Source organism: Rhodothermales bacterium (genome assembly GCA_041391505.1).
In the GTDB taxonomy this organism is placed as follows: Bacteria; Bacteroidota; Rhodothermia; order Rhodothermales; family JAHQVL01; genus JAWKNW01.
Map to the genome: position 1 here is coordinate 109,168 of JAWKNW010000002.1, position 25,255 is coordinate 134,422.

General features: G+C 66.2%; 20 protein-coding genes. 14 read left to right on the forward strand and 6 right to left on the reverse strand.

Features of this window, described 5'->3' with window-relative positions; genetic code table 11:
• Positions 1-170: 170 nt before the first annotated feature.
• Positions 171-3,677 (forward strand): T9SS type A sorting domain-containing protein, encoded by a 3,507-nt coding sequence (locus R2834_02485; protein MEZ4699171.1) that lies wholly within the window; start codon positions 171-173, stop codon positions 3,675-3,677.
• On the opposite strand, the gene R2834_02490 is transcribed toward R2834_02485, so the two are convergent.
• Positions 3,674-5,542: a pyrroloquinoline quinone-dependent dehydrogenase gene (locus R2834_02490; GenBank protein ID MEZ4699172.1), complete on the reverse strand. Its 1,869-nt coding sequence runs from the start codon at positions 5,540-5,542 to the stop codon at positions 3,674-3,676. The genes R2834_02485 and R2834_02490 overlap by 4 nt on opposite strands.
• A gap of 262 nt (positions 5,543-5,804) precedes the next feature.
• Here R2834_02490 and R2834_02495 point away from each other — a divergent pair, with 262 nt between their 5' ends.
• A complete protein-coding gene (locus R2834_02495) occupies positions 5,805-8,198 on the forward strand; it encodes an ABC transporter permease (GenBank protein MEZ4699173.1) in 2,394 nt (797 codons plus the stop codon).
• A gap of 15 nt (positions 8,199-8,213) precedes the next feature.
• Here R2834_02495 and R2834_02500 read toward each other — a convergent pair whose 3' ends face one another.
• Positions 8,214-10,181: a serine hydrolase gene (locus tag R2834_02500; protein ID MEZ4699174.1), complete on the reverse strand. Its 1,968-nt coding sequence runs from the start codon at positions 10,179-10,181 to the stop codon at positions 8,214-8,216.
• 151 nt (positions 10,182-10,332) lie between these two features.
• On the opposite strand from R2834_02500, the gene R2834_02505 reads away from it, so the two are divergent.
• The 5 genes from R2834_02505 to R2834_02525 all read left to right on the forward strand — a co-directional run bounded on the left by R2834_02505 (position 10,333) and on the right by R2834_02525 (position 17,214).
• Positions 10,333-11,517 carry a hypothetical protein gene (locus R2834_02505; protein MEZ4699175.1) on the forward strand — a complete coding sequence of 395 codons (1,185 nt, stop codon included), beginning with the start codon at positions 10,333-10,335 and terminating at the stop codon, positions 11,515-11,517.
• Between the two features lie 7 nt (positions 11,518-11,524).
• Positions 11,525-12,499, forward strand: coding sequence for a hypothetical protein (locus tag R2834_02510; protein MEZ4699176.1), 975 nt, complete (start codon positions 11,525-11,527; stop codon positions 12,497-12,499).
• Between the two features lie 2 nt (positions 12,500-12,501).
• Positions 12,502-14,127: a tetratricopeptide repeat protein gene (locus R2834_02515; protein MEZ4699177.1), complete on the forward strand. Its 1,626-nt coding sequence runs from the start codon at positions 12,502-12,504 to the stop codon at positions 14,125-14,127.
• A gap of 62 nt (positions 14,128-14,189) precedes the next feature.
• Complete coding sequence (locus R2834_02520) at positions 14,190-15,557, forward strand: pitrilysin family protein (protein ID MEZ4699178.1); 1,368 nt, start codon at positions 14,190-14,192, stop codon at positions 15,555-15,557.
• 205 nt (positions 15,558-15,762) lie between these two features.
• Positions 15,763-17,214 (forward strand): pitrilysin family protein, encoded by a 1,452-nt coding sequence (locus R2834_02525; GenBank protein MEZ4699179.1) that lies wholly within the window; start codon positions 15,763-15,765, stop codon positions 17,212-17,214.
• A 91-nt stretch (positions 17,215-17,305) separates the two neighbouring features.
• Here R2834_02525 and R2834_02530 read toward each other — a convergent pair whose 3' ends face one another.
• The 4 genes from R2834_02530 to R2834_02545 form a co-directional block, all read right to left on the reverse strand.
• Positions 17,306-17,674, reverse strand: a complete 369-nt coding sequence (locus R2834_02530; GenBank protein MEZ4699180.1) for a hypothetical protein — start codon at positions 17,672-17,674, stop codon at positions 17,306-17,308.
• 148 nt (positions 17,675-17,822) lie between these two features.
• A complete protein-coding gene (galK, locus tag R2834_02535; protein ID MEZ4699181.1) occupies positions 17,823-18,992 on the reverse strand; it encodes a galactokinase in 1,170 nt (389 codons plus the stop codon).
• 1 nt (position 18,993) lies between these two features.
• Complete coding sequence (locus R2834_02540; GenBank protein ID MEZ4699182.1) at positions 18,994-20,046, reverse strand: UDP-glucose--hexose-1-phosphate uridylyltransferase; 1,053 nt, start codon at positions 20,044-20,046, stop codon at positions 18,994-18,996.
• A 36-nt stretch (positions 20,047-20,082) separates the two neighbouring features.
• Positions 20,083-20,574, reverse strand: a complete 492-nt coding sequence (locus tag R2834_02545; GenBank protein MEZ4699183.1) for a hypothetical protein — start codon at positions 20,572-20,574, stop codon at positions 20,083-20,085.
• A gap of 271 nt (positions 20,575-20,845) precedes the next feature.
• Between R2834_02545 and R2834_02550 the strand changes: the two genes are divergently transcribed.
• The 7 genes from R2834_02550 to R2834_02580 all read left to right on the forward strand — a co-directional run bounded on the left by R2834_02550 (position 20,846) and on the right by R2834_02580 (position 25,236).
• Positions 20,846-21,280, forward strand: a complete 435-nt coding sequence (locus tag R2834_02550; protein ID MEZ4699184.1) for a MarR family transcriptional regulator — start codon at positions 20,846-20,848, stop codon at positions 21,278-21,280.
• A gap of 92 nt (positions 21,281-21,372) precedes the next feature.
• The gene (locus R2834_02555) at positions 21,373-22,014 is read left to right on the forward strand and encodes an NAD(P)-binding domain-containing protein (GenBank protein ID MEZ4699185.1); all 642 of its coding nucleotides are present in this window, start codon (positions 21,373-21,375) and stop codon (positions 22,012-22,014) included.
• Positions 22,015-22,233: 219 nt separating this feature from the next.
• On the forward strand, positions 22,234-22,848 hold the full coding sequence (locus tag R2834_02560; protein MEZ4699186.1) for a hypothetical protein: 615 nt from the start codon (positions 22,234-22,236) through the stop codon (positions 22,846-22,848).
• 67 nt (positions 22,849-22,915) lie between these two features.
• Positions 22,916-23,533, forward strand: a complete 618-nt coding sequence (locus R2834_02565) for a peptidylprolyl isomerase (protein MEZ4699187.1) — start codon at positions 22,916-22,918, stop codon at positions 23,531-23,533.
• A gap of 64 nt (positions 23,534-23,597) precedes the next feature.
• Complete coding sequence (locus tag R2834_02570; protein MEZ4699188.1) at positions 23,598-24,119, forward strand: N-acetyltransferase; 522 nt, start codon at positions 23,598-23,600, stop codon at positions 24,117-24,119.
• 111 nt (positions 24,120-24,230) lie between these two features.
• Complete coding sequence (locus R2834_02575) at positions 24,231-24,743, forward strand: hypothetical protein (protein MEZ4699189.1); 513 nt, start codon at positions 24,231-24,233, stop codon at positions 24,741-24,743.
• 13 nt (positions 24,744-24,756) lie between these two features.
• The gene (locus R2834_02580) at positions 24,757-25,236 is read left to right on the forward strand and encodes a DinB family protein (GenBank protein MEZ4699190.1); all 480 of its coding nucleotides are present in this window, start codon (positions 24,757-24,759) and stop codon (positions 25,234-25,236) included.
• The last annotated feature ends 19 nt before the right edge of the window (positions 25,237-25,255 follow it).

The window sequence follows — 25,255 nt, forward strand, 5'->3', positions numbered from 1 at the left end:
GTGCATGACTCGGGGAGGTCTCTCCGCGCGCCATCGCAGAGGCGCTGGCTTGGTCGAGATGACAATGCTCTGAACGGGGAGGTCTCGCGCGCCATCGCAGAGGCGCTGGCTTGGTCGAGATAACACTATTGGAATACAGGAAACGGACTGTTATGAGCTCCTTTGGTCGCATGCATAAACTACTCCTCCTCATCGCCCTGCTGACCCTCGCCGGCAGCGTGCGGGCCCAGACCGTCGGCTCCTGTGAGCGCGCGCTCGGAGACGCGTACCTCGACGTCAACAACGTACGTGCCCGCATTCTGAACAACGGCGGGTTGTTCTACCGGGGCGAGCCGCACGTCTACAACGTCCCGAAAAGCTCTCCGTCCAACGCCATCTTTTCGACCAACATCTGGATCGGCGGCTTTGTAGGGAACGAGACCGTGCCGCGCATGGCGGGCTCCACCTACGGCCCGTGGGAATTCTGGGCCGGTCCGCTCGATGAAAACGGCAACCCGCCGCTCGACTGCGCGGCGTACGACCGGCTCTACAGCGTCTACCGCGACGACATCGCCGCCTACGAAAAGACCGGCAAGGCCACCGACGACCTGCGTGAATGGCCCACCGGTCTCGGCGCGCCGACGCTGGCGCCGCCGAAGAACCGGATCGATGACGACGGCGACGGCGAGATCGACGAGGCCGGCGAGGAGATCGCGTTCGACATCACCGTCCCGCTCGCCGAACGCAAAGACCGGGTCATCGACCTTGAGGCCGGCGAGCGGCCGGCCATCATCGGCGACCAGATGATCTGGTGGGTGATGAACGACCTCGGCAATACCCACGAGCGCAGCCGCGGCGAGCCCGTCGGCGTCGAGGTGCACGGCTCCGCCTTCGCCTTCAAGCAGGAGTTCAGGGCCGATGCTGCCCGTTCCTTTTCCCTCTCGCCGATCGGCGACGCCACCTACTACCGCTACCGCATCTTCTACCGCAACACGCAGCCGCTGGAGCGGGCCTTTTTCGGGATCAAGGTCGACCCCGACCTCGGCGACTTCGCGGACGACTACGTGGGGTCGGATACCACGCTGGGCCTCGGGTATGTTTATAACTCAGACAATGACGACGTCAGCGGCGAAGGGTACGGCAGCCCGCCGCCGGCGGTGGGCTTCGACTTCCTGCGCGGCCCCATCGTCCCCTCCCCCGGCGACACGGCACGTCTTGGCGAACGCCGCATCCCCGACTACCGCAACCTCACCATGACGGCGTTCGGCGGCATCTGGAAAGGCGCCAACACATGCGGAGACCCGACTTACGCGCTTGACTACTACTATGAAATGGACGGGCGCTGCAAGGATGGAAGCCGCTGGTCCGTCGGCGGATGGGGCTATCCGGGAGAGGTATCCAACATCCCGACCAACTTCCTTTTCCACGGCGACCCGTACACCAACACGGGCTGGACCGAGCGCAACCCTAACCCATTTACCAACGCCGACCCCCCCAGAAGCCCGGGAGACCGGCGATTTATGGTATCCACGGGTCCATTTACCATCAACCCGTCGGACGAACAGGAGCTGTTCTTCGCCGTGGTCTATGCGAAAGGCACCGATAACTGGGAATCGGTCGAGGCGCTGCGGCGTGCGGATGCCTCGGTTCAGGCCCTGTTCGACAACGACTTCCGGCTGGCCGAGCGGCCCGACGCCCCGGAGGTGACGGTCACCGCCATCGACCGCGAGGTCGTCCTCGAATGGAGCAACCCGCCCACCTCCAACAACTACCTCGACGGGTACCAGCAGCTCTCCCCGCTCGCCCAGACCGCCATCGACGCACCGCTCGCGGAACGGTCGTACGCTTTCGAAGGCTACGACATTATCCAATACGCCGACGCGGCCGACACCGTCGGTGCCGTCGTCGCCACGTACGACCTCGTCAACGGCGTCACGACGATCATCGAGGGCCTGCCCAACAGTTTCCACTACGAACTGGCACGCGGCACCGACAGCGGCGTCCAGCATTTCCATCGCGTTCAGAAGCTGACCAACTACAATACCTATCACTTCGGGGTGCGGGCGTATGCCTACAACGAGGCGACCTTTCCGAGCATCATCCAGGGCGCCATCACACGCGTGACCGTCACGCCGGCCCGGCCGATGGACGACGCCGCCGAGGCCGCCGTGGAGGCCGCCGAAGACTTCGCCGAGCCCGACTTCCCCGGCGTGCCCTCCACCCAGACCGATGGCCGCGTCTGGGCCGACATCGTCAACCCGGCGCGTGTCCAGGATGCCCTCTACACGGTCGAGTTCTACGATATCGACGTCGACACCGAGGCCTCCGCCGGCGAAGCGGGCGTCGTCGACCCCGCCCCCGCCCGCGCCGAGAAGACCCTCCGCACCACCGCCACCACGTACGACATCAAGCGCAACGGCGCCGTCGTCTTCGACGGCTCGGCCACCGGCCGGCCGGCGCCCTTCCGCGAGGACGTCGCCCAGATCGACGGCCTGCGCTTCAGCGTGATTGCCCCCGAACCCGGCATCAAGGGCTTCGCCGCCGTGGCGAACCATGCCGGCCCGATCGACCCGCCCGACATGGCGGCCTTCGCCTTCAACAGCTCGGGCTTCCCGGTCCTCGAAGGTACCCTCACGCCGGAAGGTTCGTACCCATCCAACGACCGCCCGACCGAGGGCGTCCAGCAGGCACTCAGCGCGGCCAGGTGGGGCTTTCACGCGGGTGGCGCTTCGAGCATCAACTTCGGCTCCACGAGCGATGGCACGACCTTTCTCGGCCGCGCAGTGCGCAACGACAACACCGAGCGCCTCGGCCTCTTCGACTGGGAGATGCGCTTCACGCAGGCCTGCGCCGACGGCATCGACGGCGTGATCGAAGAAACGGACTGCCTGGCCTTGCGCGCCTTCGATGACGGCGCCATCGTCGAGGTGCCGTTCTCGCTCTGGCGCGTGGGCGTCGGCACGTTCGAGGACCCGTCGGACGATCTTCGGCTGATCCCGTATATCTGCGAGGAAGCCTGCGGAGCCGGCACGGATTCGCTCGTGTACGACCTCGGCGGCGACCACCCGATCTCGGGCGGCGACAACGATCCCTTCACCGACTGGATCTACTGGAATCTCCCCGAAGACCAGACGGCCGGAGAGGCGGGCTACCGGGCGTTTTTCTCGGGAGCAACCACGCAGAGGGGTGGCGAAGTGTTCGCCCGCACGGTTCTGGTGAACTTCAACGGCGGGGTGTGGCCGGATGTCAACGCGCCGCTGCCGGAGCCGGGCACCGTCTTTCGGATCTACACGAACAAGGCGCCCAGGGCCGGCGACGTCTTCACCATCGACACCCGGGGGTTCGGGGTGAGCGAGCCGGATGGGCCGGCGGACCTCGACGCGATCGGCATCGTCCCCAACCCCTACGTCGGCGCCTCGATCTACGAGCGGACCCGGAGTACCGACGAAGTCCGCTTCACCAACCTGCCTCCGGAGGCCACGATCCGCGTCTTTACCCTGAACGGGACGCTGGTGAAGACGATCCGTAAAAACAGTCCCGACCGGTTCATCCGCTGGGACCTGCGCACCGACAACGACCTGCCCATCGGCAGCGGCATCTACCTGATCCATGTCGAGGTCCCCGGCGTCGGGAGCCAGACGTTGAAGTTCGCCGTCGTCAAAAAACAGGTGACTCCAAGCGGGGTGCTCGGCAATTAAGGGGCTTCCGGCAGCGCGAACGCCAGGTAGGCGTTGCCCTGCTTCGTCCCCGCCTTCCCGCCGCCGCCGGCCGCGATAACGACGTACTGCCGGCCGTCCACCGCGTACGTCGCCGGCGTGGCGTAGCCGCCGGCGGGCAGCTGGTACTCCCAGAGCACCTCGCCGGTGCGTTGATGAAACGCGCGGATGCGCTCGTCGCGCGTGGCGCCGATGAACACGAGCCCGCCGGCGGTGGCGATCGGCCCGCCGATGTTGAAGGTGCCGGTTGGCGGCAGGCCGCGGGCTTCGAGTTCGGGGTAGGTGCCGAGCGGCACCTGCCACACGATTTCGCCGGCGTTGAGGTCGATCCCGTTCATCGTCCCCCAGGGGCGTTTGGAGATGGGAAAGCCCTCGGGATCGTACACCTCGATGTGCCCGTCGGCCACCCAGTCGAAATCGTGGTTCGCGTTGGCCGGCGCCGGCTGCATCGTCATCGTCTCGGGCTCGTTGCTGGCGTTGACGAAAAACATGCCGGTCGCCGGGTTCACCGCCCCGCCGCCCCAGTCGGTGCCGCCGTTGAACTGCGGCGAATAGATGGCGCCGTCCACCGTGGGCGGCTGGAAGAGCACGGAAGGACCGTACCGGTCGAACAGGCGCGCCTTGATGTCCGCCGTGGCTTCGGGGGTGAGATCGGTGATGTCGGCCTCGGTGAAGCCCTGTCTGGCATAGGCCGGCGGCTTCGTCGGGAACGGCTGCGTCGGCCAGGACTGCTCGCCGGGGATGGCCGACTGCGGCACGGGGCGTTCCTCGACGGGGAAGATGGGCTCGCCGGTTACCCGGTCGAGCACAAAAAGGTGCCCCATCTTGGTGGTTTGCGCCAGCGCCGGCCGCAGCTGCCCGTCGATCCGGAGATCGACGAGGGTGGGCGCCGACGGGAGGTCGTAGTCCCACAGATCGTGATGCACGGCCTGAAAGTGCCAGATGCGCTCCCCGGTCCGCGCGTCGAGGGCGAGCAGGGTGTTGGCGAAGAGGTTGACGCCGATCCGGTCCGACCCGTTGTGGTCGTACGTGGCCGAGCCGGTCGGGACGTAGACGACGCCCCGCTCGGGATCGAGGCTCATCCCGCTCCAGTTGTTGACGCCGCCGACGTGCTTCCACGCGTCGGGCGACCACGTGTCGTACCCGTATTCGCCCGGCCGGGGGACGGTACGAAAGACCCAGGCGAGCGCGCCGGTGCGGACATTGAAGGCGCGGATATCGCCGGGCGGAACGTTGAGGATGCCGTCGCCGGAGGACGACCCGATGATGAGCAGGTCCTCGAAGATCGCCCCGGGCGAGGTGGCGCTCATGGAGCGGCTGCCGAGGTCGCGGTCGATCCCGACTTTAAAGTCCACCGAGCCGTTTTCGCCGAACGACGGGACGGGCCGGCCGGTCCCCGCGTCGAGCGCAAAAAGCCGCCCCCCCGCGACATAAAAGAGCCGGCGGTCGGTGCCGTCGGCCCAGTACGTCAGTCCGCGGCCGTGCGGCTGCCCGTTCCAGGGGCGGACCCCGTAGTCGTCCGGATCGAAAAACCAGCGCATCGCCCCCGTGGCCGCGTCGAGCGCGAAGGCGCGCAGACCGGGCGACAGCGCGTAGAGCACGCCGTCGATGACGATGGGATTGCATTCGATGGTGAGACGCTCGTCGCCGGGCGGCTCGAAGGTCCAGGCCAGCTCGAGCCGGGCGACGTTACTCGTGTCGATCTGGGCCAGCGAAGAGAAACCCTGCGAGCCGGCGTCGCCGCGGTAGACGGGCCAATCTTCGGGTTGCGCCGGCGAGGGCGAGGAGCATCCGATCGCGAGGGCGGCGATCGGGAGGCATGCGGCGAGGGCGTACTTCGCAGTCATGGGCGCGGGAGGCAGGTCGATGGGGGCAGCGAACTACAAGGTACTCCGCACCGATCAGACATACATCAGGCTGCGTGCCTCGTCATCCGCTGCGTGGCGCGTTTCGCGGCGCGCGTAACCTTTCCCGCGGAGCAGCCGTTCTTCGTGCATCCCCGGAAATGATACGCCCCGAAACGATACGCCCGGAAACGATACAGCCGTACGCGCCGCCTGAAGTGGATCGACCCCGCTGGCCCGAGCACCCCTAAAACGGAACTCTCCCATGCTGAAGAACTACCTGAAAATGGCCGCCCGCCGGCTGCGGCGCGAGCTGGGTCTGACCTTCATCAACACCACCGGCTTCGCGATCGGGCTGACCTGCTGCCTCCTCATCAGCCTGTATGTGCGGCACGAGCTGAGTTACGACCGCTACCACGAGAAGGCCGACCGGATCTACCGCCTGACGACGATAGCCGGCGTCTCGGGGTCGAACACCCACTTCGCCAGCGCCGCCCCGGTCATGGCGGCCGTGTTGCACGCCGAGTTTCCCGAGGTGGAGGCCGCGGCGCGCGTCATCAGCGGCGCGGAGGTGGTGCGCGTGGGCGACATGCGGTTTCGGGAGGAGCATTTCTACTACGCGGACTCCACCGTTTTCGAGGTATTCAGCTGGAACTTCATCGCCGGCGACCCCCGGACGGCGCTCGATCGCCCGAACGATGTCGTTCTGACGCGCACGTCCGCCAGGCGGTACTTCGGCGACGCCAATCCAGTCGGCCGGACCCTCCGTGCCCGGGATACGGACTACACCGTGACGGCCGTCATCGAGGATGTCCCCGCCCCTTCCCACTTCCGGTTCGATTTCCTCGCCGCGCTCTCGTCGCTGTCCTACAGCCGGAGCGAGGACTGGCTCGGGAATATCGATTTCAAGACCTACCTCGTGCTGGCGCCGGGCGCCACGCCCGAGGCGCTCGAAGCCAAGCTGCCGGGGCTGATCGATCGCAACGTCGGCGGGATCATCAAACGGCTCGGTGCGCTCTTCGAGCTGGAGCTGCAGCCGCTGACGGACATCCACCTCCACTCGCACCTGCTGAACGAACTGGAGCCCAACAGCAACATCACCTACGTGTACATGTTTTCGGCGGTCGCCGTCATCATCCTGCTGCTCGCCTGCATCAACTTCATGAACCTGTCTACCGCGCGCTCCGTCGAGCGTGCGCGAGAGGTGGGCATGCGCAAGGTGCTGGGCGCCTATCGGCGCGAGCTGGTGATCCAGTTCCTGGCGGAAACCCTCGTGCTGACGCTCGTCGCGTCCGGCCTCGCGCTGGGGCTGGTCTGGCTGATCCTGCCGGCGTTCAACGGGCTCGTGGAGCGGGATCTATCCCTCGGTTTTGCGGGCAACGGAACGCTGCTCTTGACCTACCTCGGCGTCACATTGGGGATCGGCGTGCTGGCCGGGAGTTATCCCGCGCTGTTCCTCTCCGGCTTCGCGCCGGTGCGGGTGCTGAAGGGCGCGTTCAAGACCGGGCTGGCCGGCGTGTGGCTGCGAAAGGGGCTCGTCGTCTTCCAGTTCATGGTCTCGGCGACGCTCATCATCGGCACCTTCGTCGTGCAGCGGCAACTCGACTATGCTCGAAGCCAGGAGCTTGGTTTCGACAAGGAGCAGGTCATCGTATTGCCCCTCTACCAGGACAGCGCGCTCATGCAGCGCGCGCGGTCCATCAAGGAAGAGGTGCTGCGGCAGCCGGGCGTGCGGAGCGCCACGGCGGCTAACCATTACCCGGGAGGCCCGGCGAACGATCAGGTATACTTTCCCGAAGGCAAGGGGCTCGACGAAAGCATCCATCTGTGGGTGTATAGCGTGGATGCGGACTACCTCGAGACCCTGGGCATGACGCTGGCGGAGGGCCGCGACTTTTCCGACGCCTTTCCGGGGGATTCTTCGGCGCTGCTCGTCAACCAGACGGCCTTGCGCCAGATCGGGTGGGATACCGCGGAAGGCAAGCGATTCTACGACTTCGACGGGGAGAATTTCGAAGAGGATCGCGTCGCGCACCCCATCATCGGGGTGGTAGAGGACTTCCATCTGGAGTCCTTCCACGAGCCGATCCGCCCCCTCGTGCTACGCGTCGATCCCGGCACGCCGGGCCAGCTGCTCGTTCGCGCGGAAAGCGGGCATCTGCCGGATGTGCTCTCCTACCTGCAGCGCACCTGGGAATCCACCGCCATCAACGCACCTTTCACCTACAGCTTTCTGGATCAGCGGTTCGAACAGCTCTACCGGACGGACGAGCGACTCGGGGAGATCTTCGGCTATTTCGCCGGCTTCGCCATCTTTATCGCCTGCCTCGGCCTGTTCGGGCTCGCCACCTTCACGGCCGAGCAGCGGATCAAGGAAGTGGGCGTGCGGAAGGTCCTGGGCGCATCCGTCGGCAGCATCGTCGGCCTGCTCTCGAAAGACTTCCTCAAGCTGGTCGGCATCGCGTTCGCCATCGCCGTGCCGCTGGCCTACTTCAGCATGCAGCGCTGGCTGGCGGGCTTCGCCTACCACGCCGAGATGGGCGCCGGCCTCTTCCTGATCACCGGCGCGCTCGTCGTGGGCATCGCGCTGGCGACGGTCAGCTACCATGCCGTACGCGCCGCCCTCGCCGACCCGGTGGAGAGCCTGCGCTGCGAATGATCGGTCCGGGCCGCGTCAGTCGATTTTTTCAAACAGAAGATGCCGCACCCGGCCGTTGGAAACCCGCATGCCGGTGACGACGCCGGCCGAATCCCGCTCAAACGCCGCGACGCCGAAGAACCAGAGGGTGCTCGAAAACACATCCTGTTCGCGCACCGTCAACGGGAACTCGCCGTGCCGGATGTGCTGCGCCATCAGCTTGCCGTCTGACACGCCCACGGTGTAAAACGTCTCAAGCTCCGGGCTGTAGTAGCGCCCGGCGAACGCCTGGAGGTCGTCCGCCGCAGGCTCCCACGGGCGCTGACGGTGGTAGTCGGTCGCCCCTTGCCGGCGCACGGTGAGTCCTGTCACGCCGCCGTCCGGGGCGATCTGGAAGACGATGCGGCCCTCCCGGCCAACGGCGTCGAAGTCCGACGCCGACCGCGCGGCCAGCGCGATCGGAAACGCGCCGTCGATCCCGGCGGTCAGGCGATCGCCATCCTGCCCGACGATCACGGTGCCGCCCGCGGCGTTCATATAGGTGCCGGCATAGCGGGCCAGCCGTTCGGGCGGCAGCGCCACCGCGGACGGCGAAGTCGGCGCCGGCGGGCCGTCGGCGGTAAAGCGATCCGCAAAAAAGGCGTCGGCGACTTGATCCGCCAGGCTTCCGGCGCGGAAGGAAGCGAGATTGCCGAGCACGATCACGCCGGCGTCGAGATCGGGAAAATACGTCAGCATGGTCCGGTAGCCGGCGTCCGCTCCCCCGTGCTGCAGGCGGCGCAGCCCCTTGTAACGATCGACGACGATACCCAGGGCATAGTCGAGCGTGTCGCCGCTGTTGAGCACGCCGCGTTCCTGCATCGTGGCGAAGGCCTGGAGACCGCCCACCTCGCCGGTGTGGAAGTTGCGGATCCATCGCGCGAGGTCTTCCGCCGTGGTGAACAGGCTCGTGGCGCCGGCATTCGCATAGCTGAGGACCGATTTTTTCAGTCCGCCATTCGCATAGTGGTACGAGTAGGCGCGTCCGTGGACGATCCGTTCGTGGTCGTCGTAGATCTGGGTCGACGCCATGCCGAGCGGATCGAACACGTTCGTTCGCATCCAGTCGCCGAAGGCCTCGCCGGTCACGGCCTCCGCCACCCGGGTGAGAAGCATGAAGCCCGTGTTGCAGTACAGGTGTTCGTCGCCCGGCCGGAAGTTGAGTTCGCGCTGTCGGACGATGAGCCGGTAGAGGTCCTCCTGTCGGATGACATCGTCCATGCGGCCGCCGCCGAGCGTCCACAGGTTCCACTGGTCGCGCAGGCCGCTGGTGTGGTTGAGCAGCTGCCGGAGGGTGATGGGGACGCCGAAGTCGTGCAGGTCGGGCAGGTACGTGCGCACATCGTCGTCCAGCGACAGCTTGCCCTGCTGCGCCAGCAGCACGATGGCGAAGCCGGTGAACTGCTTCGATACCGAGGCCATGTGGAACGGCGTGGCCGGCGTGTTGGGCGCCCCGAACTCGAGGTCCGCCATGCCATAGCCTTTCGCGAACCGCAGGCGGCCGCCCTCCACCACGGCCACCACGCCGCCGGGCGTTTCTTCGCCGTAGGATGCCATGAGGCGGTCTACCTGCTCTTCGGGCGTCGCGGCGATCGGCCCGACCTGCGGATACCGCACGACATACCGCCCCGTCGCCTGCTTAAACCCGCTGACCTCGATGCGGTAGTCGCCGGCGCGCGACGTCTCGAACACAACGTCTTCCGGCCCCCACGCCGACTCGTCGAACGTGCCGATCAGGACGTCCGACGGATCGTAGACGGCGACGACGACATCGACCGTCTGCTGATCCACCGCACCGGAAACGAATTGACCGTCCTTCAGATCGACGAGATAGCGATGGGTCGCCTCGGCCTCGATTTCGGCGGCGATGCGGTCGCCGGCCGCCAGTTTTACTGCCGGCTGGGCGGACAATAATTGCACCGCCAGAAAAAACAGGCCGGGAAAGAACCGAATGACGCGAGGCATGGAAGGAAGGTGCAGGTGGAGAGGGCATCGAGCGGTATAAACATACCGTTTGGCCGGCCGCCGACGCAAACCGCGCCGGCGCGGCGCCGATTGCCGAACGGCGCCGGCTCGGCTATATTCCCCCGTCGAACATCCATCCTGGACTCACACCATGCCACCCAGCTCCGACTCCCCTCAGATCGTCGTGCTCGTGCACGGGATCCGCACGCAGGCGCCGTGGGCGGAGATGGTCATGCATTGCCTGGAAGACGAGCCGACGGTACAGAAGGTCATCCCCGTACGCTACGGGTACTTTAACATGTTCCGGTTTCTGACGCCCGTCCTCACCCGGCGCGGCCCCATCCAGCAGCTGGCACGCGAGCTGCGCGACATCCGGAAGCAGTACCCCGACGCCCGCCTCTCGCTCATCGCGCACAGCTTCGGGACGTACGCCACGGCGCAGGTGCTCGACAACGAAACCGACATCGAGATCGACCGGCTCATCCTCTGCGGCTCCATCATCCCCCAGGATTTTCGGTGGGACAAGGTGGCCGACCGCGTCCACCACGAGATCTTGAACGACTGCGGGACGCGCGATATCTGGCCGGTGATGGCGAAGTTCATGACGTGGGGATTCGGGCCGTCGGGCACGTTCGGGTTCGGGAAGAGCCGCGTGCGCGACCGGTTCCACAACTTCCGCCATAGCGACTTCTTCAACCGGGACTTCGTCGAGACCTACTGGAGCCCCTACATCGCCGCCGGCGAAATCAAACATTCGGACTGGGAGCTGCACCGTCCGACGCCGCCGTGGTGGCAATCGCTGCTCGGGATCGTAAAGCTCCCCATCCTGCTCGTGCTGCTCCTGGCCGCCACCGTCGGCTGGCGCGCCGTGCGGAACGAGGCGGCCGACCGCAATGCCCGGGCGGTGTGCGTCGCTCCGGGGCGTCTGTTGTGGGAGAAACTGCCGCCGGTCGACGGCGCCGTGGCCGCGCCGTTCCGCCTCCGGATCGAGATCCGCGACCGCGTCGTGTCGGTCGACACCATGCGCCAGCGCATATACTGTATCGGGACCGACGCCGAGCGCACCCGCCGCATCGTCAACCGCACGCCGGCGGAGGAGCGTTACAGCCGCCTCCGCGGCTATTTCGGGGGACTGACGAGCGACGCGTCGACGGTTGAACGGCTGGTCGAGCGCACGACATCCCCCGAGACCGGGTTCGTGACCGCCCGCCGGCTCGAAGCCGGCGACGCCGTGCGCATCGAGGTCATGCCGACGGCCTCTGCGGAACCCGCGGCCGTCTACAGCCTAACTACTACCGTCGGGGATCGACCCTACACGCTGGAAATCATCGAATGAGATGCCGTTGAAACGCCTGCAAACGTTCTGCCTCGCGGCCATCGGCCTGCTGCTGACGGCGACGCCGGCCCGCGCGCAGACCGATTTCCCCGTCGTGTACGTCGACGCCCGGATCACGGCGCCGCTGTACCGCGACCAGCTCCAGGCCAGCCTGACCGCCATCGAGTCCGGCATCGCCGCCTCGTTCGTCCGCTACGTCGACGATCTCGGCGCGCTCGACTTCATCGTATGGAAGGTCGGGCCGGCGCCGTCGGACACCGACGACAACCGGCTCATCATCGAGATCGAGGGCATCGAACGGCTCCTCGGCACCGAGATCCGGGCGCACTTCTACAGCGTCGTCGCCGGCGCGGGGATGGTGGACCTCGGCGCGACGGACGACGAGGGCAAGATCAACTGCAACCCGATCCTCTTCGATGCCATCGACGAAAAATTCGCCCAGGACCCCGAGCGGCTCGCCGGCGAGATCGACCGCTGGATGGAACAGCACGTCACCGACAGCTTCGGCGCCATCCTGACGCGCAAGTTCCTCGGCCACATCACGCTCGCCCTCATCACGCCGCCGAACCCGATCCTCGACTTCGACAAGGGCGCCAACCTGCTGCCGATCCCCATCCGGTATTCGGCCTATTTCCCCGAGGACACCACCCAGTTTCGCGCCGAATTCCGGTCGTCGTTCGTGGGCACCGCCGTCGACGGGCGGATGCTGCTCCGCCCCACGGGCAGCCTGAGCGAACCCGGCTTCGCGGACGACATCCTCGTCTCCATCTCCTGCTCCGACGGCGACCAGCGCTGCTTCGATTACCCCAACCTGGAGCTGAAACCGGACGACGATATCGCCGGCCGATGGGACGACATCCGGTCCGTGCTCAGCAACGACCACCTCCAGGAGCTGCGGCTCTTCATGGTGAAGTACCGCCGCCGGCCGTACATGCATACCACGGGCGGCCTCATCACCGAAGAAACGCCGGGAGGGATGTGACCATGCCGCGAACCCTCTTGCTCCTGCTCGCCCTCGCCCTCACCCCCGGCCTCGCCGCCGCGCAGGATGACGTGGCGACCTCCCGGACCCGGCTGAACCAGGCGAAAAACGTCCTCAAGAGCCGCGATTACGACCGCGCCGTCGTGCTGCTGGAGGACGGGCTCGCGCAGGCCACGACCGAACGCGACGCCGAACTGCAGGCCTCGTACGAATTCCAGCTCGGCCTCACGTTCCAGCAGCGCGCGTTGAAGGCCCAGAGCGCCGGCGACGTCGCGCGCGCCGTCACCCACTACGAACGCTACCTCGTGCTCCAGCCCAATTCGGGGAGCGCGCTCAACAACCTCGCCCAGCTGTACCTCGACACCGGCCGGCCCGCCGACGCCGAGGCGCGGTACAAAGAGGCCATCGCGCTGGACGACGACTACCGGGGCTTCTACGCGCTCAATCTCGCCAACCTGCTCCGCGACCAGGGGCGCCCGAAGGAGGCGGCCCGGTATTACCAGCTGGCGCTCGACGAGCGGCCCGACATGCCCGAGGCCATCGAGGGCCTCAACGCCGTCTACGCCGAGGCCGACGTGCCGGCGCTGATCACCCACATCTGGCGTCAGATCGACAACCGGCGCGAGATCGGCGCCGCCCTCGCCGCCCTGCAGACGCTGACCCGCCTGTATTCGCCCGGCGCGACCGATCCGGCGATGCTGCGGCAGAAAGCCGAACTCCTCACCTGCGTCGTGGTCAGCCTCAGCCGCGCGCGGCTGGGCCCGCCCCTGCTCGACGAGCAAACCGACAGACCGGCCGACCAGCGCGAGATCGCCCGGCTCCTGCGCGGCCTGGCGGACGACGGCGACGTGGGCGCCGGCGTGCGCGAGGTGATCGACGCCTTCACCGCCCTGCCCGAACTCGACGCCAGCAATACGTCCTGGTGGGCCGACAAAGGCGACCCGGACATGGACCCGAAAGAGGGCTGGTGGCCGCGCGACGGCTACCGCATCCTCCTGCGCGGCCTCGGCGACTGGCACCGGCATCTCGGCGACGACGCAAGCGCCGAAACGTTCTACCTGTACGCCCTCCAGCTCACGCAACAAACGGACCGCGAGCCCGATCTCGAAGCGCTCGTGAATCTCTCCGAGCTGTATGTCGAACAGGGTCAGATCGACCGGGTCCGCCAGATGACCGAGCAATACGGCGTGCGGCTGTTCCAGGGCAAAGGCGCGGCGTACAAGAAGTCGGACTACCGGAAGATCTACGCCTATCACCGCACCCTCGGTATCCTGTACGCCACCATCGGCGTGTGGGGTGACAACAACACCGTGGCCTCCGCCATCTTCCAGCTCGAACACGCGCTCGACGTCCGCGTGGAGTACAACGAACGCATCGCGCGGCGCGACGCGCTCCCCCGCGTCTCGCTCGACGCGCGGCTCGTTACCTTCCTGGCGCAGGGGTATGAGGAACTGGGCAACCCCGGTCGCGCCAATGCCACGCGGCTTCGGTATGCCGAACAGATGGAGGAGGAAGGCGACCGCGCCGGCGCCGTGCGGCTGCTCCGCGCCATCGATCAGACCGCCCTGAACCCGCGGCAAACCCGGCAATATGCGGCGCTCCGCAACCGGCTCACGCAAAACCAGTAGAACGGGAGAATTTTCCACCGCTGGTCGAGCCCGACGACCCACTCACCATACCATCCGCCTCGATGAAGAGAGCCTGTTTGCTGCTGGCCGCCGGATTGCTCTGCCTTCCGGCCTCGGCCCAGGACATCGATGTCCCCTACACCCAGTTCACGCTCGACAACGGCCTCAACGTGATCGTTCACGAGGACCACTCGACGCCGTTCGTCAGCGTCAACATGTGGTACCACGTGGGCTCGGGGAGCGAGAAGACCGGCCGCACCGGCTTCGCCCACCTGTTCGAGCACATCATGTTCGAGGGCTCCGGACACGTGCCCGAGGGCAAGTTCGACGAGTGGTTGGAGGCCGCCGGCGGCAACAACAACGGCTCGACCACCGGCGACCGCACGAACTACTATGAGGACGTGCCCAGCAACGCACTCGAGCTGGCGCTCTTCCTCGAGTCCGACCGCATGGGCTTTCTGCTCGACGCGATGTCGCCCGAAAAGGTGGATGGCCAGCGCGACGTCGTGAAAAACGAGCGCCGGCAGTCGTACGAAAACCGCCCCTACGGGCTCGCCTTCCCGACGCTCGGCGAGGCCCTCTACCCGGCCGATCACCCCTACCACTGGCCGACCATCGGCTATATGGACGACCTCTCGGCGGCGAGCTATGAGGACGTGGTCGATTTCTTCAAGCGGTATTACGGCCCCAACAACGCGAGCCTCTCCATCGCCGGCGACGTCACCGCCGAGGAGGCCCGCGCGGCGGTCGAGAAATGGTTCGGGGATGTCCCGGGGTCCGAAACCGTGACGCCGATCGACGCCCCGCCGGCGTTCCTGGATCAGGAAAAACGGATCCTGCTCGAGGATGACGTGCAGCTTCCGCGTCTGTACATGGCGTGGTTGACGCCGCCGGCCTTCGAGCCCGGCGACGCCGAGATGTCGCTGCTGGCGGATATCTTCGCCGGCGGCAAAAACGCCCGCCTCTACAACCGCCTCGTGTACGACCTCCAGATCGCGCAGGATGTCTTCGCCTTCCAGGACGCGAACAGCCTGTCGTCGGCCTTTTACATCGTGGCCACCGCGCGCCCCGGCGTATCGCTGAGCGAGCTGCAGGAGGTGATCCAGGAAGAGATCGACCGGATCAAGACCGAGCCGCCCACCGAACGCGAACTGGGCCGCGCCGTGAACCAGTACGAGTCGCAGTTCCTGAACGCCCTCCAGTCCATCGGCGGGTTTCGTGGGAAAGCCGAGCAGCTCAACAGCTATTACTACTACACGCGGAATCCCGACTATTTCAACGAGGACCTGGCCCGTTTCAAGGCCGTACGCCCCAACGACATCCAGGCCATGGCCCGCTCGTTCCTGAAGGACGACGCCCGCGTCGTCCTCGGCGTCGTCCCCGAGGGCGCCACCGACCTCGCCCCCCAGCTCCTCCCAGCCGGCCGCTAGGTATGAGGACTCAATGTCATCTCGACCGGAATCGCCACCCGAGTGGCGATGAAGCGGAGAGACCTCCCGAGGTCGTGCAATACGTCAGGAGGTCTCTCCGCTACTCCCCGCGCATGCGGGGATCCGGTCGAGATGACATCGGAAAGAGTAAGCCGTTAACCCCATATTCCCCCCCCCACATTTTAATGTGGGGACCAGACATACCATGAAACGCATCCTCGCCGCTATCGCGCTCCTTCTCCTGGCCCCTGCCGCCCTCGCGCAGGTCGACCGCTCGACGCCGCCCATCCCCGGAGCGCCTCCGATGCTCGAGGCGCCGGAGATCGTCCGCTTCACGCTGGGCAACGGCCTGGCCGTGGTGATGGTCGAGAAGCACCAGGTCCCCGTCGTCCAGCTGACGCTGATGGTGCGCGCCGGCGCGGTAGACGACCCGGCCGGCAAGACCGGCCTCGCCAGCCTCACGCTCGACATGATGGATGAAGGCGCCGGCGGGATGGACGCGCTCGAACTGGCCGACGCCGTCGACTTCCTCGGCGCCTCGCTGTCGACCGGCGCCGGCCTGCATACGGCCTCCGTCGACCTCTTCACGCCCCTCTCCAAGCTCAACGACGCGCTCCGCCTGATGGCCGATGTCGCCCTGCGCCCGAACTTCGACGCCGCCGAGCTGGAGCGGATGCGCATCGACCGGCTCACCGACCTCGTCCAGGCGCACGACGAGCCCAACGCCATCGCCCTGGCCCAGTTCAACAAGACCCTCTTCGGCGACGGCCACCCCTACGGCACGCGCACCGCCGGCACGGAGGCCAGCCTGCGCGGCTTCACGACGGAAGATCTCGCCGCGTTCCATAAAACCTACTTTAACCCCGCCAACGCGACGCTGATCATCGCCGGCGACGTCACCCAGGCCAGCATCCAGCCGGCGCTGGAGACGGCGTTCGGCGGCTGGCAGGCCGGCTCGAACCCGACGGCGACGGTCGCGCCGGCGAAGCAGGTGAAGGGCCGGACGATCTACCTCGTGGACAAGCCCGGCTCGGCGCAATCCATCATCCGCATCGGCCGCATCGGCGCGGCGCGGGATACCGACGACTACTACGCCCTGACGGTCCTCAACACGATCCTCGGCGGCTCGTTCACCTCCCGCCTCAACCAGAACCTGCGCGAGGACAAGGGCTACACCTACGGGGCCGGCTCGCGCTTCAGCTTCCTCCCGGTGCCGGGTCCGTTCCTCGCCACGGCGGCCGTGCAGACCGACGTCACCGGGCCGGCGCTCACCGAGTTCATGAAGGAGCTGCGCGGCATCCGCAATCCGATCCCGGCCGAAGAGCTGGAACGCGCCAAGAACTACGAGGCGCTGCAATACCCGCAGGCGTTCCAGACCGTCGGCGACGTGGCCGGCGAACTGGAAGACATGACCGCCTACCACCTGCCGGCGGACCACTTCGCCACCTACCAGCGGCGCATCCTCGCCGTCACCGGCGCCGACGTGCAGCGCGTGGCGAAAAAATACGTGGACCCGGACAACCTCGCGATCATCGTCGTGGGCGACCGGGAAGTCATCGAGCAGCAGATCAAGGACCTGAAGCTCGGCAAGATCGAGTACCTGTCGGTGGAGGATGTGCTGGGTCCGGTGCCGGCGATGGATGGGGGGATGGAGTAAAGCTACACCGTCGAAAGCGCGACCATCCGCGGATCGCCGGTGCGCCCGGGGTGTCGCCCGCTACAACCGCCTGAGCGGGTGCGAACCCGTATCACTCGGCATCCTCCAGCATCCCATATCGAGCGAACAGCAGGGACATCACGGCCAGACCGACCAGCGATGCCACGATGTCCCAGGGATCAACGACGTTCGCGCCTCCCAGATTCTGCGGAGAAAGCTCTTGTGTGAGGACGTACGTGCCCACAAGCACGACGGAAAGGGCTAACAGCACAGGCCTGGAAAGTCGCCGCAACACCGGGAGGGCATACGCCTTGCCGGCAGACACGAGTCCGAACACGATCGTCAGCACGACGATCGCCTCGATCAGGCTCGGGAAGGACAGAGCGATGATCTCGAGGACAGGCGATGTGTCGCGGGATAACACCCAGGGACGCACAATCAGTTTGACGAGGACCATCATTCCCAGGGCGCCGAAGAACACCTGCGCAACGTAAGGCCTGATGTGAGGATGAGGTCGGGGCATAACTACATCAATCCATAAAAATCACGTGCGGTATGCCCTTGAGCGTGTAGCAACAGCCGGGTGATCGGGCGCTCGCGGCAGGCACTCAAAGGTTAACTACCCCCGCCTCCACATTCTCCCGCACCTCGTAAAACGCCGGCGCGATCGCAAACATCGCCCGGTAGTCGGTGTCGATGCGCTCCCGGATCACCGGCGCCCATTCCTGATCGACGAGCGCCACGACGCACCCGCCAAACCCCGCTCCGGTAAGCCGCGCCCCGTACACCCCTTCCGTGGCCAGCGCCGAGTCGACGATCCGGTCCAGCGGCGCGCTGCTCACGGCGTAGTCGTCGCGCAGGCTGGCGTGGGAAGCACTCATGAGCGCGCCGAGGCGCTTGAGGTCGCCCGATCGCAACGCCATGGCGGCCTCTTCCACCCGCGCGTTTTCGGTGACCACGTGCCGGCAGCGGCGGTAAACGCCGGCGGGCATCGCGGCCTCGTTCGCCTCGAGCACGCCCGTCGTTACGTCGCGCAGCGATGCGATCGCCGGGTCGGACCGACGGAGGATCTCCACGCCGGCCTCGCATTCGCCACGCCGCTCGTTGTATTTCGACGACGCCAGCGAACGGGGCGCCTTGCTGTCGACGATCAGCAACGCGGCGTCGCCCAGCACCATCGGGATTTCCAGATACTGCAGCGAGCGGCAATCGAGAAACAGCGCGTGGCCGGCGCGGCCGAGGCGCGAGGCAAACTGGTCCATGATCCCGCACTGGAGCCCGATCCACCGGTGCTCGACGTGCTGGCAGAGCAGCGCCCCCTCCACGGGTTCGATATCCAGCCCGAACAGCTCCTGCAGCATGAGCAAGGAAGCCACCTCGATGGCCGCCGACGAACTGAGGCCCGACCCCAGCGGCACGTCGCCGAAGATCACCGCGTCAAACCCGTGCGGCAGCGGCCGGCGGGCGTGCACCTCCGCCGTCACCCCCCCCACATAGTCGCGCCACGAGGCCCCCTGCCGGCCGGCGTCGTCGAGGTCGAATTCGGCCATCTCGTCGAAATTCATCGAGAAGAGGCGCACCGAACGGTCGTTCCGCGGCGCCGCGAGCGCATAGACGGCGTGCTCGAGCGTGACGGGCAGCACGAAGCCGTCGTTGTAGTCGGTGTGGTCGCCGATCAGGTTGACGCGGCCGGGCGCGCGCACGCACACCGTCGGCAGACGGTCTCCGAACGCGCCGGTCCAGGCGTCCCGCATCCGGGTGAGGATCGTCTCTGGCATATCAATGGGATGGCTTGTAATGCGTCTCGCTCATCGCGCGGAGGTGTTCGGCGCTGGCCTCGGGCAGGATGTCGCGTTGCGGATTGCCGAGCATCTCGTAGCCGACCATAAACTTCTTGACCGTCGCCGAGCGGAGCAGCGGCGGGTAAAAATGAAGGTGAAGATGCCACTCGGGGTGCGGCCGGCCGTCGGTGGGCGCCTGATGGATCCCGGCGGAGTAGGGAAACGATACCCTGAACAGGTTGTCGTACCGCGTCGTCAGCCGCTTGAGGATGTCGGCCAGGGCCGCGCGTTCGTCGGCGGTGAGCCGCGCGAGGTCGGGCACGGGCCGGCGCGCGACGACCAGCGTTTCGAACGGCCAGAACGCCCAGTACGGGACCAGCACGGTGAAGTGTTCGTTTTCGCAAACGAGGCGGTCGCCGAGCCGGCGCTCCGTAGCCAGGTAGTCGCCGAGGAGCGTCGACCCGTGCGCCGAGAAATGCTGCAGCTGCTGGACGCTCTCCTTCGCCGGCTCCACCGGCACCCGGCGCTCCGCCCAGATCTGCCCGTGCGGATGGGGGTTGCTGCACCCCATCATCGCCCCCTTGTTCTCAAAGATCTGGACATATCCGATGTCGGGGTCGGCGCCGAGCCGCGTGTATTCGTCGACCCACACCTCCACCACGCGGCGGATGTCCGCCACATCCAGCTCGGGCAGGGTCAGATCGTGACGGGGAGAAAAGCAAATCACCCGGCACCGGCCGCTTTCCGATTCGGCCCGAAGGAGCGGATCATCGGATGCCCACGCCGGCGTGCCCGGTTGCAGCGCCGCGAAATCGTTTTCGAACACGAACGTATCGCCATACCGGGGATTGGTCTCGCCGCCCGCCCGGGTATTGCCCGGGCAGAGATAACATCCCGGGTCGTAGGTCGGGCGCTCGTCCGCCGGCACCTCTTCCACCTGCCCCTGCCACGGCCGTTTACCCCGGTGGGGCGATACCAGCACCCATTCGCCCGTCAGCGCATTGCGCCGGCGGTGAACGCCATCGAACAAACCAGGAGATGCCTCAGACACGCTGAACCCGGACTGGAGGAAAAAGGATGCCGGCGATCAGTTGGATCCCCCGGGCAGCGCCTGGCTCAGCCGCTGCAGCGACTTGAGGTCGCGCACCGACTTCACGTTGCGCAGCGCGTCGAGCTGATCGTGCGTGCGGCCGATCGCCGCGTCCAGCCGGGCAATGTCCGTCGACGAGACCTCGCCGGTGGCCTCCGCCTCGTAGCGAAACAGCTTCACGCTCGCCACCAGCAGGTTCACGATCTCCGTCGCGTTGACCATCGTGGCCTGCAGCGCCTTGATGCGCTGCTTCTCGAACTCCCGCTCCCGCCGCTCGCGGGTGCGAAGCACGGTCAGATCCCAGAGCGCCCCGATCAGGACGACTACCAGACCTACAAAAATCTCGTCCAGCTCGAAGGGCTCGAAACGAGCCAGAAAGGCCAGGAAGGCTTCAAACACATCGAAACCAAACCCCAACGAGACGACGAGTTGAACGACGCACAACACGATGGCAACCAGCGTTGCGCGCAAATGGAACAGTGAATGCATGGAAAACTCTGTGGCTTGCAGTGCAGATCGACCGATCGTGGATCGGCTCTGAAGATACGGCTCGTCACAATGTACGCCCAAATGGACTATCGAGCCCGATCTCCGCGTTGCCCACCCGGTCCTTGCGTGGCGTATCCGAAGTGGGTCGATACGCACCACGAGCAGGTTGTTCTTGATTCGTTTCGCAGGCTCCGTCATACGAAAGCCGGCCCGATGCCAGGAAAATCGGCTTTTATATTTGCATGTACAAGCATACGGAGTATATTGCGTCATGTCCGAATCGAAATCGCTCTACTGCAACTGCCTCTATTATTCCGCGAACGCGTTCGCGCGGGCGATGACGCGGCTGGCAGAGGACGCGTTCAGCGCGGTCGGCCTCGCCCCGTCGCATGCGCTGCTGCTGCTTGCGGTCAACAAGGAGCCGGGCATCCAGCCGGGCGAACTGGCCCGCATCATGCAGCTCCAGCCCTCGACCGTCACCCGGCTGGTCGAGAAACTGGAGTCGAAGAAGCTGGTGGAGCGCCGGTCGGACGGCCGGGCGTCGCGCGTTTTCCCTACGGAGGCCGCCCTGGCGCTCGACGCGCCGCTTCGCGAGGCCTGGAACGCGCTGTACGTGCGCTACGGCGACCTGCTGGGCCAGGCGCCGGCCGCCGAACTCGCGGCGCGGCTCACCGAGGCGACGGCCCGGGTGGAAGACGCCACCTGAGCCGGCGGACGACGCGGCACATCCCGCTCGCTCCGCTCGATTCCCGGACATTCGGTATCCATCATTTGTATGCACAAACAATAATAACACCTATGAAAACGAACATTGGCATCCTCGGCTCCGGAACGGTCGGCAAGACGCTGGCCGCCGGCTTCCTCCAACACGGCCATGACGTGATGATCGGCAGCCGCACGCCGGCGAAGCTGTCGGACTGGGCGGCGCAGCATCCGGGCGTCCGCGTCGGGACGTTCGACGAGGTCGCGGCGTTTGGCGACCTCGTGGTGCTGGCCACCAAAGGCACGGCGGCCGAGGCGGCGCTGACCGCGGCCGGCGCGGCAAACCTGAAAGGGAAGACGATCGCCGACGCCACCAACCCGATTGCCGAGAAGCCGCCGACGCACGGCGTCCTCTCGTTCTTCACCACGCTGGACGACTCGTTGATGGAACGGCTCCAGCGCGCGTTCCCCGAGGCCCACTTCGTGAAGGCATTCAGCTGCGTGGGGGCCGCGCTGATGGTCGACCCGCAGCTCGAGTCCCGCCCGACCATGTTCATCTGCGGCAACGACGCGGGCGCCAAAACGGAAGTCACCGGCATCCTCGATGCCTTCGGGTGGGATGCGGAAGACATGGGCCCCGTCGAGGCGGCGCGCGCCATCGAACCGCTGTGCATCCTCTGGTGCATTCCGGGCTTCGTTCGCAACGACTGGGCGCACGCGTTCAAGGTGCTGCGCTAACACCCAGGTGCTTCCTGCACATTACCGCCGGCCTGCGATCCGGGAGCCGAACCCGCACAAGGTGTCCGGAACCCGGGTCGCGCGGGTCCGGCATCCACCGACCACACGACGCACGGAGCCCATTGCGGAAACGCAGGTATACTGACACTGCTTATACAGTCATATCTTGCACCGAGCAAGCCATCGTTCCACGCGCACCTTTGCTGGAGGGCCGGGCCTATGACCATGCAAGTCAGGGACACCTTTCGATATAAGAGAAAAACGTACGAGATCGAATCATGGAGCGCCGCCAATCCGGTTCCGATCGAGTCCCTGGGCGAAAAGCCCGTCATGGCCGGCACGTTTTGCTGGCGTGGGTATGTGGCCCTGTACGCCCTGAAACGGTCGCGCCTCGTTCTCGACACCCTGTTCGTACATCTGATAGACCCCAGTCCATCCACCGGCCAATGGCTCGATAAAAAGGGGCCCGTCTTCATGGGCGTGTCGCCGACCTATCCCACGGACAAAATGAGGTCCTGGAATAACCACTACCAGGGCTTGAACATGGCTATCGAATACACGGGCAGCGTGTTGCTCATTGATGAGTTCCTGCAAAAGGACTACGGAAATAGGGAGTTGGCCACGTACTGGCAGTACAAATCGGTGGTGGAGCTCGTTTTTGAGCACGGCGTGCTCAAGAGCCAAAACAATGTATCCGCGCACATGGCCGAAATCAGGAAAGCCGATCGCATCTACCGGCAGACCGTGGAACGATTGATCGACCGGGCATTCACCCATCCCTACACGCCATCGACGCGGAGGATCGCGGATCTATTGCAATGGCGCAGGACTTAGATTACCCGTTCCCGCACCTTCGACACCGGCGCATTCGACCACCTCACCCATCCAACCGAACACACGCATGCCAAACCGCGAGCCCAAAGCGTTCTGGCGCTGGACAGCGCTATGTTGTTGCGCCGTCGGACTCTCGGCATGCTTCGGGCAGGGCCTGAAGCACGGGGCCGATCCGAGCGTACTCATCCAGACCGATCGCGGCGCCATCGTCGTCCAGGTCGATACCCGAAACGCCCCGATCACCGCCGCCAACTTCCTTCGGTATGTCGACGAAGGACGGTTCAGCAGTGCCTCGTTTTACCGCACCGTGCGGATGGACAACCAGCCGAACAACGAGGTGAAGATCGAAGTCATCCAGGGCGGCATCGGGTTCGCCGAGAGCGACCTCCGCCTCGCGCCCATCCCCCACGAAACGACCGCAAAAACAGGGCTTCGGCATCTGGACGGCACGTTTTCGATGGCCCGGAGCGAGCCGGGATCGGCGAGTTCGGAGTTTTTTATCTGCATCGGCGACCAGCCCGAGCTGGACTTCGGGGGCCGGCGCAACCCGGACGGGCAGGGATTTGCCGCCTTCGGCGTCGTCGTCGAAGGGATGGATGTGGTTCGCGACATCCAGAGCCGGCCCGATTCGAGCCAGATGCTGACGGAGCCCGTCCGGATACGGGGCGTCCGCCGGCTCAAATGACCCGATGCGGCGACGCAGCCCGGAAGGCGGACAGCCCATGGAGTAACCCGACCCCTACCCAGCCATGAACATCGTCGAAGCTACTGACGCCGATCTCTCGGACGTCCTCTCGGTCGAGCGCGCCGCGTTCGGCCAGGAGGACGAGGCGCGCCTGACGGCCGCCCTGCTGCAGGACCCGACCGCCGCGCCCTGTCTTTCCCTGCTGGCCTACGTGGACGGCCGCCCCGCCGGCCATATCCTGTTCACGAAGGCGACGCTTCGCGAAACCGCGAGCGATGTCCCGGCGGCGCTCCTCGCGCCGATGGCCGTCGTGCCGGCGCACCAGCGGCGCGGCATCGGTCGCGCACTCATCCAGGCCGGCATCGAGCGGCTGACCCGATCGGGGATACAACTCGTCTTCGTGCTCGGCCATCCGGACTATTACACCGGATCCGGCTTCGAGCCGGCGGTACCCCGCGGCTTGCTCCCGCCCTATCCGATCGACCCGGAAGAAGCCTGGATGGTACGCCGGCTCGGAAACGCCGACGTCCGGGGCCGGGTCGCCTGCGCGGCATGCCTCGATAGGCCGGAATACTGGCGGGAATAGCGCCGGATAGGCGCCGGCATGTATCAACGCATGCGAGGGCCCCAAACACGGCGGGCCCACGGACGTTGTATCATCTATCATCGCCATGTTGGCATAACCACCGGGAGATCCATGCGCCTCGCCGCCCTCGCCCTCCTGCTCGCAGGCTGCTCCTTCCTGCCAGATCATGACACAACGCCGATTCATGTGACCATCCAGACGGATCGGACCCAGTACACCGCCCAGCGGGAGCCCGGGACACAGCGGTACGGATTCACCCTCGTTACCCGGATCGAGAACCGGAACCGGCACTGGGTTTACCTCGCCCGCTGTCGCCCGGACGACCTGCATCCCATCTACGGCATCGAATTGATCGAGCCGGCGGACGACGGGGGCGCGGCGTACAATACCGCCTGGGCCTGTGCGGGACACGATCACCCGATCGCGATCCGTCCGCGCGGCGCGCGCACGGACACGCTGCACCTTGTCGGCCCCAACGCGTGGTCGGGCGGAACCCCTCTGGGACGGCTCGAGGGCCGGTTCCGACTCTATTACGACGTCAGCCGTTGCCGCGACGAGGTCGGATGCCCCCTGCCGGATTCGCTGCGACGCTCGAATGCGTTCGACGTCCAACTCACCCCCTGACCCACACTCGCCCATGTCCGACGCCACCCTCCGCGACCACCTCGTCCGCCTCCTCGACTGGCAGGACGCCCATGTCTCGTTCGACGCCGCCGTCGCCGGCATCCCGCCCGCCTTCCGGGGCGTGCGCGTCGAAGGCGCCCCGCATTCCGCCTGGGAATTGCTTGAACACCTGCGCATCGCCCAGTGGGACATCCTCGACTTCTGCCGCAACCCCGCCTACACGCAGCCGAACTGGCCGGCGGACTACTGGCCGGCCGAGCCGGCGCCGGCGAACGATGCGGCGTGGGAAACCAGCGTCGCGGCGTACCGGGCCGACCGCGCCGCCATGAAAGCGCTCGCCGCCGACCCCGCGATCGACCTCTTCGCCCCCATCCCCCACGGGGCGGGGCAGACCTATCTTCGCGAACTGCTCCTCGTCGCCGATCACAACGCGTACCACGTCGGTCAACTGGTGCTGCTCCGACAACTCCTCGGCCTCTGGCCGAATGCCTGATCACGTAGAACCATCCACC

What these genes read in the sequence shown, in the direction of transcription:
- R2834_02485 (MEZ4699171.1), top strand. Translation starts at nt 171, where the DNA reads ATGCATAAACTACTCCTCCTCATCGCCCTGCTGACCCTCGCCGGCAGC.
- R2834_02490 (MEZ4699172.1), bottom strand. Translation starts at nt 5,542, where the DNA reads ATGACTGCGAAGTACGCCCTCGCCGCATGCCTCCCGATCGCCGCCCTC.
- R2834_02495 (MEZ4699173.1), top strand. Translation starts at nt 5,805, where the DNA reads ATGCTGAAGAACTACCTGAAAATGGCCGCCCGCCGGCTGCGGCGCGAG.
- R2834_02500 (MEZ4699174.1), bottom strand. Translation starts at nt 10,181, where the DNA reads ATGCCTCGCGTCATTCGGTTCTTTCCCGGCCTGTTTTTTCTGGCGGTG.
- R2834_02505 (MEZ4699175.1), top strand. Translation starts at nt 10,333, where the DNA reads ATGCCACCCAGCTCCGACTCCCCTCAGATCGTCGTGCTCGTGCACGGG.
- R2834_02515 (MEZ4699177.1), top strand. Translation starts at nt 12,502, where the DNA reads ATGCCGCGAACCCTCTTGCTCCTGCTCGCCCTCGCCCTCACCCCCGGC.
- R2834_02520 (MEZ4699178.1), top strand. Translation starts at nt 14,190, where the DNA reads ATGAAGAGAGCCTGTTTGCTGCTGGCCGCCGGATTGCTCTGCCTTCCG.
- R2834_02525 (MEZ4699179.1), top strand. Translation starts at nt 15,763, where the DNA reads ATGAAACGCATCCTCGCCGCTATCGCGCTCCTTCTCCTGGCCCCTGCC.
- R2834_02530 (MEZ4699180.1), bottom strand. Translation starts at nt 17,674, where the DNA reads ATGATGGTCCTCGTCAAACTGATTGTGCGTCCCTGGGTGTTATCCCGC.
- galK (MEZ4699181.1), bottom strand. Translation starts at nt 18,992, where the DNA reads ATGCCAGAGACGATCCTCACCCGGATGCGGGACGCCTGGACCGGCGCG.
- R2834_02545 (MEZ4699183.1), bottom strand. Translation starts at nt 20,574, where the DNA reads ATGCATTCACTGTTCCATTTGCGCGCAACGCTGGTTGCCATCGTGTTG.
- R2834_02550 (MEZ4699184.1), top strand. Translation starts at nt 20,846, where the DNA reads ATGTCCGAATCGAAATCGCTCTACTGCAACTGCCTCTATTATTCCGCG.
- R2834_02555 (MEZ4699185.1), top strand. Translation starts at nt 21,373, where the DNA reads ATGAAAACGAACATTGGCATCCTCGGCTCCGGAACGGTCGGCAAGACG.
- R2834_02560 (MEZ4699186.1), top strand. Translation starts at nt 22,234, where the DNA reads ATGACCATGCAAGTCAGGGACACCTTTCGATATAAGAGAAAAACGTAC.
- R2834_02565 (MEZ4699187.1), top strand. Translation starts at nt 22,916, where the DNA reads ATGCCAAACCGCGAGCCCAAAGCGTTCTGGCGCTGGACAGCGCTATGT.
- R2834_02570 (MEZ4699188.1), top strand. Translation starts at nt 23,598, where the DNA reads ATGAACATCGTCGAAGCTACTGACGCCGATCTCTCGGACGTCCTCTCG.
- R2834_02575 (MEZ4699189.1), top strand. Translation starts at nt 24,231, where the DNA reads ATGCGCCTCGCCGCCCTCGCCCTCCTGCTCGCAGGCTGCTCCTTCCTG.
- R2834_02580 (MEZ4699190.1), top strand. Translation starts at nt 24,757, where the DNA reads ATGTCCGACGCCACCCTCCGCGACCACCTCGTCCGCCTCCTCGACTGG.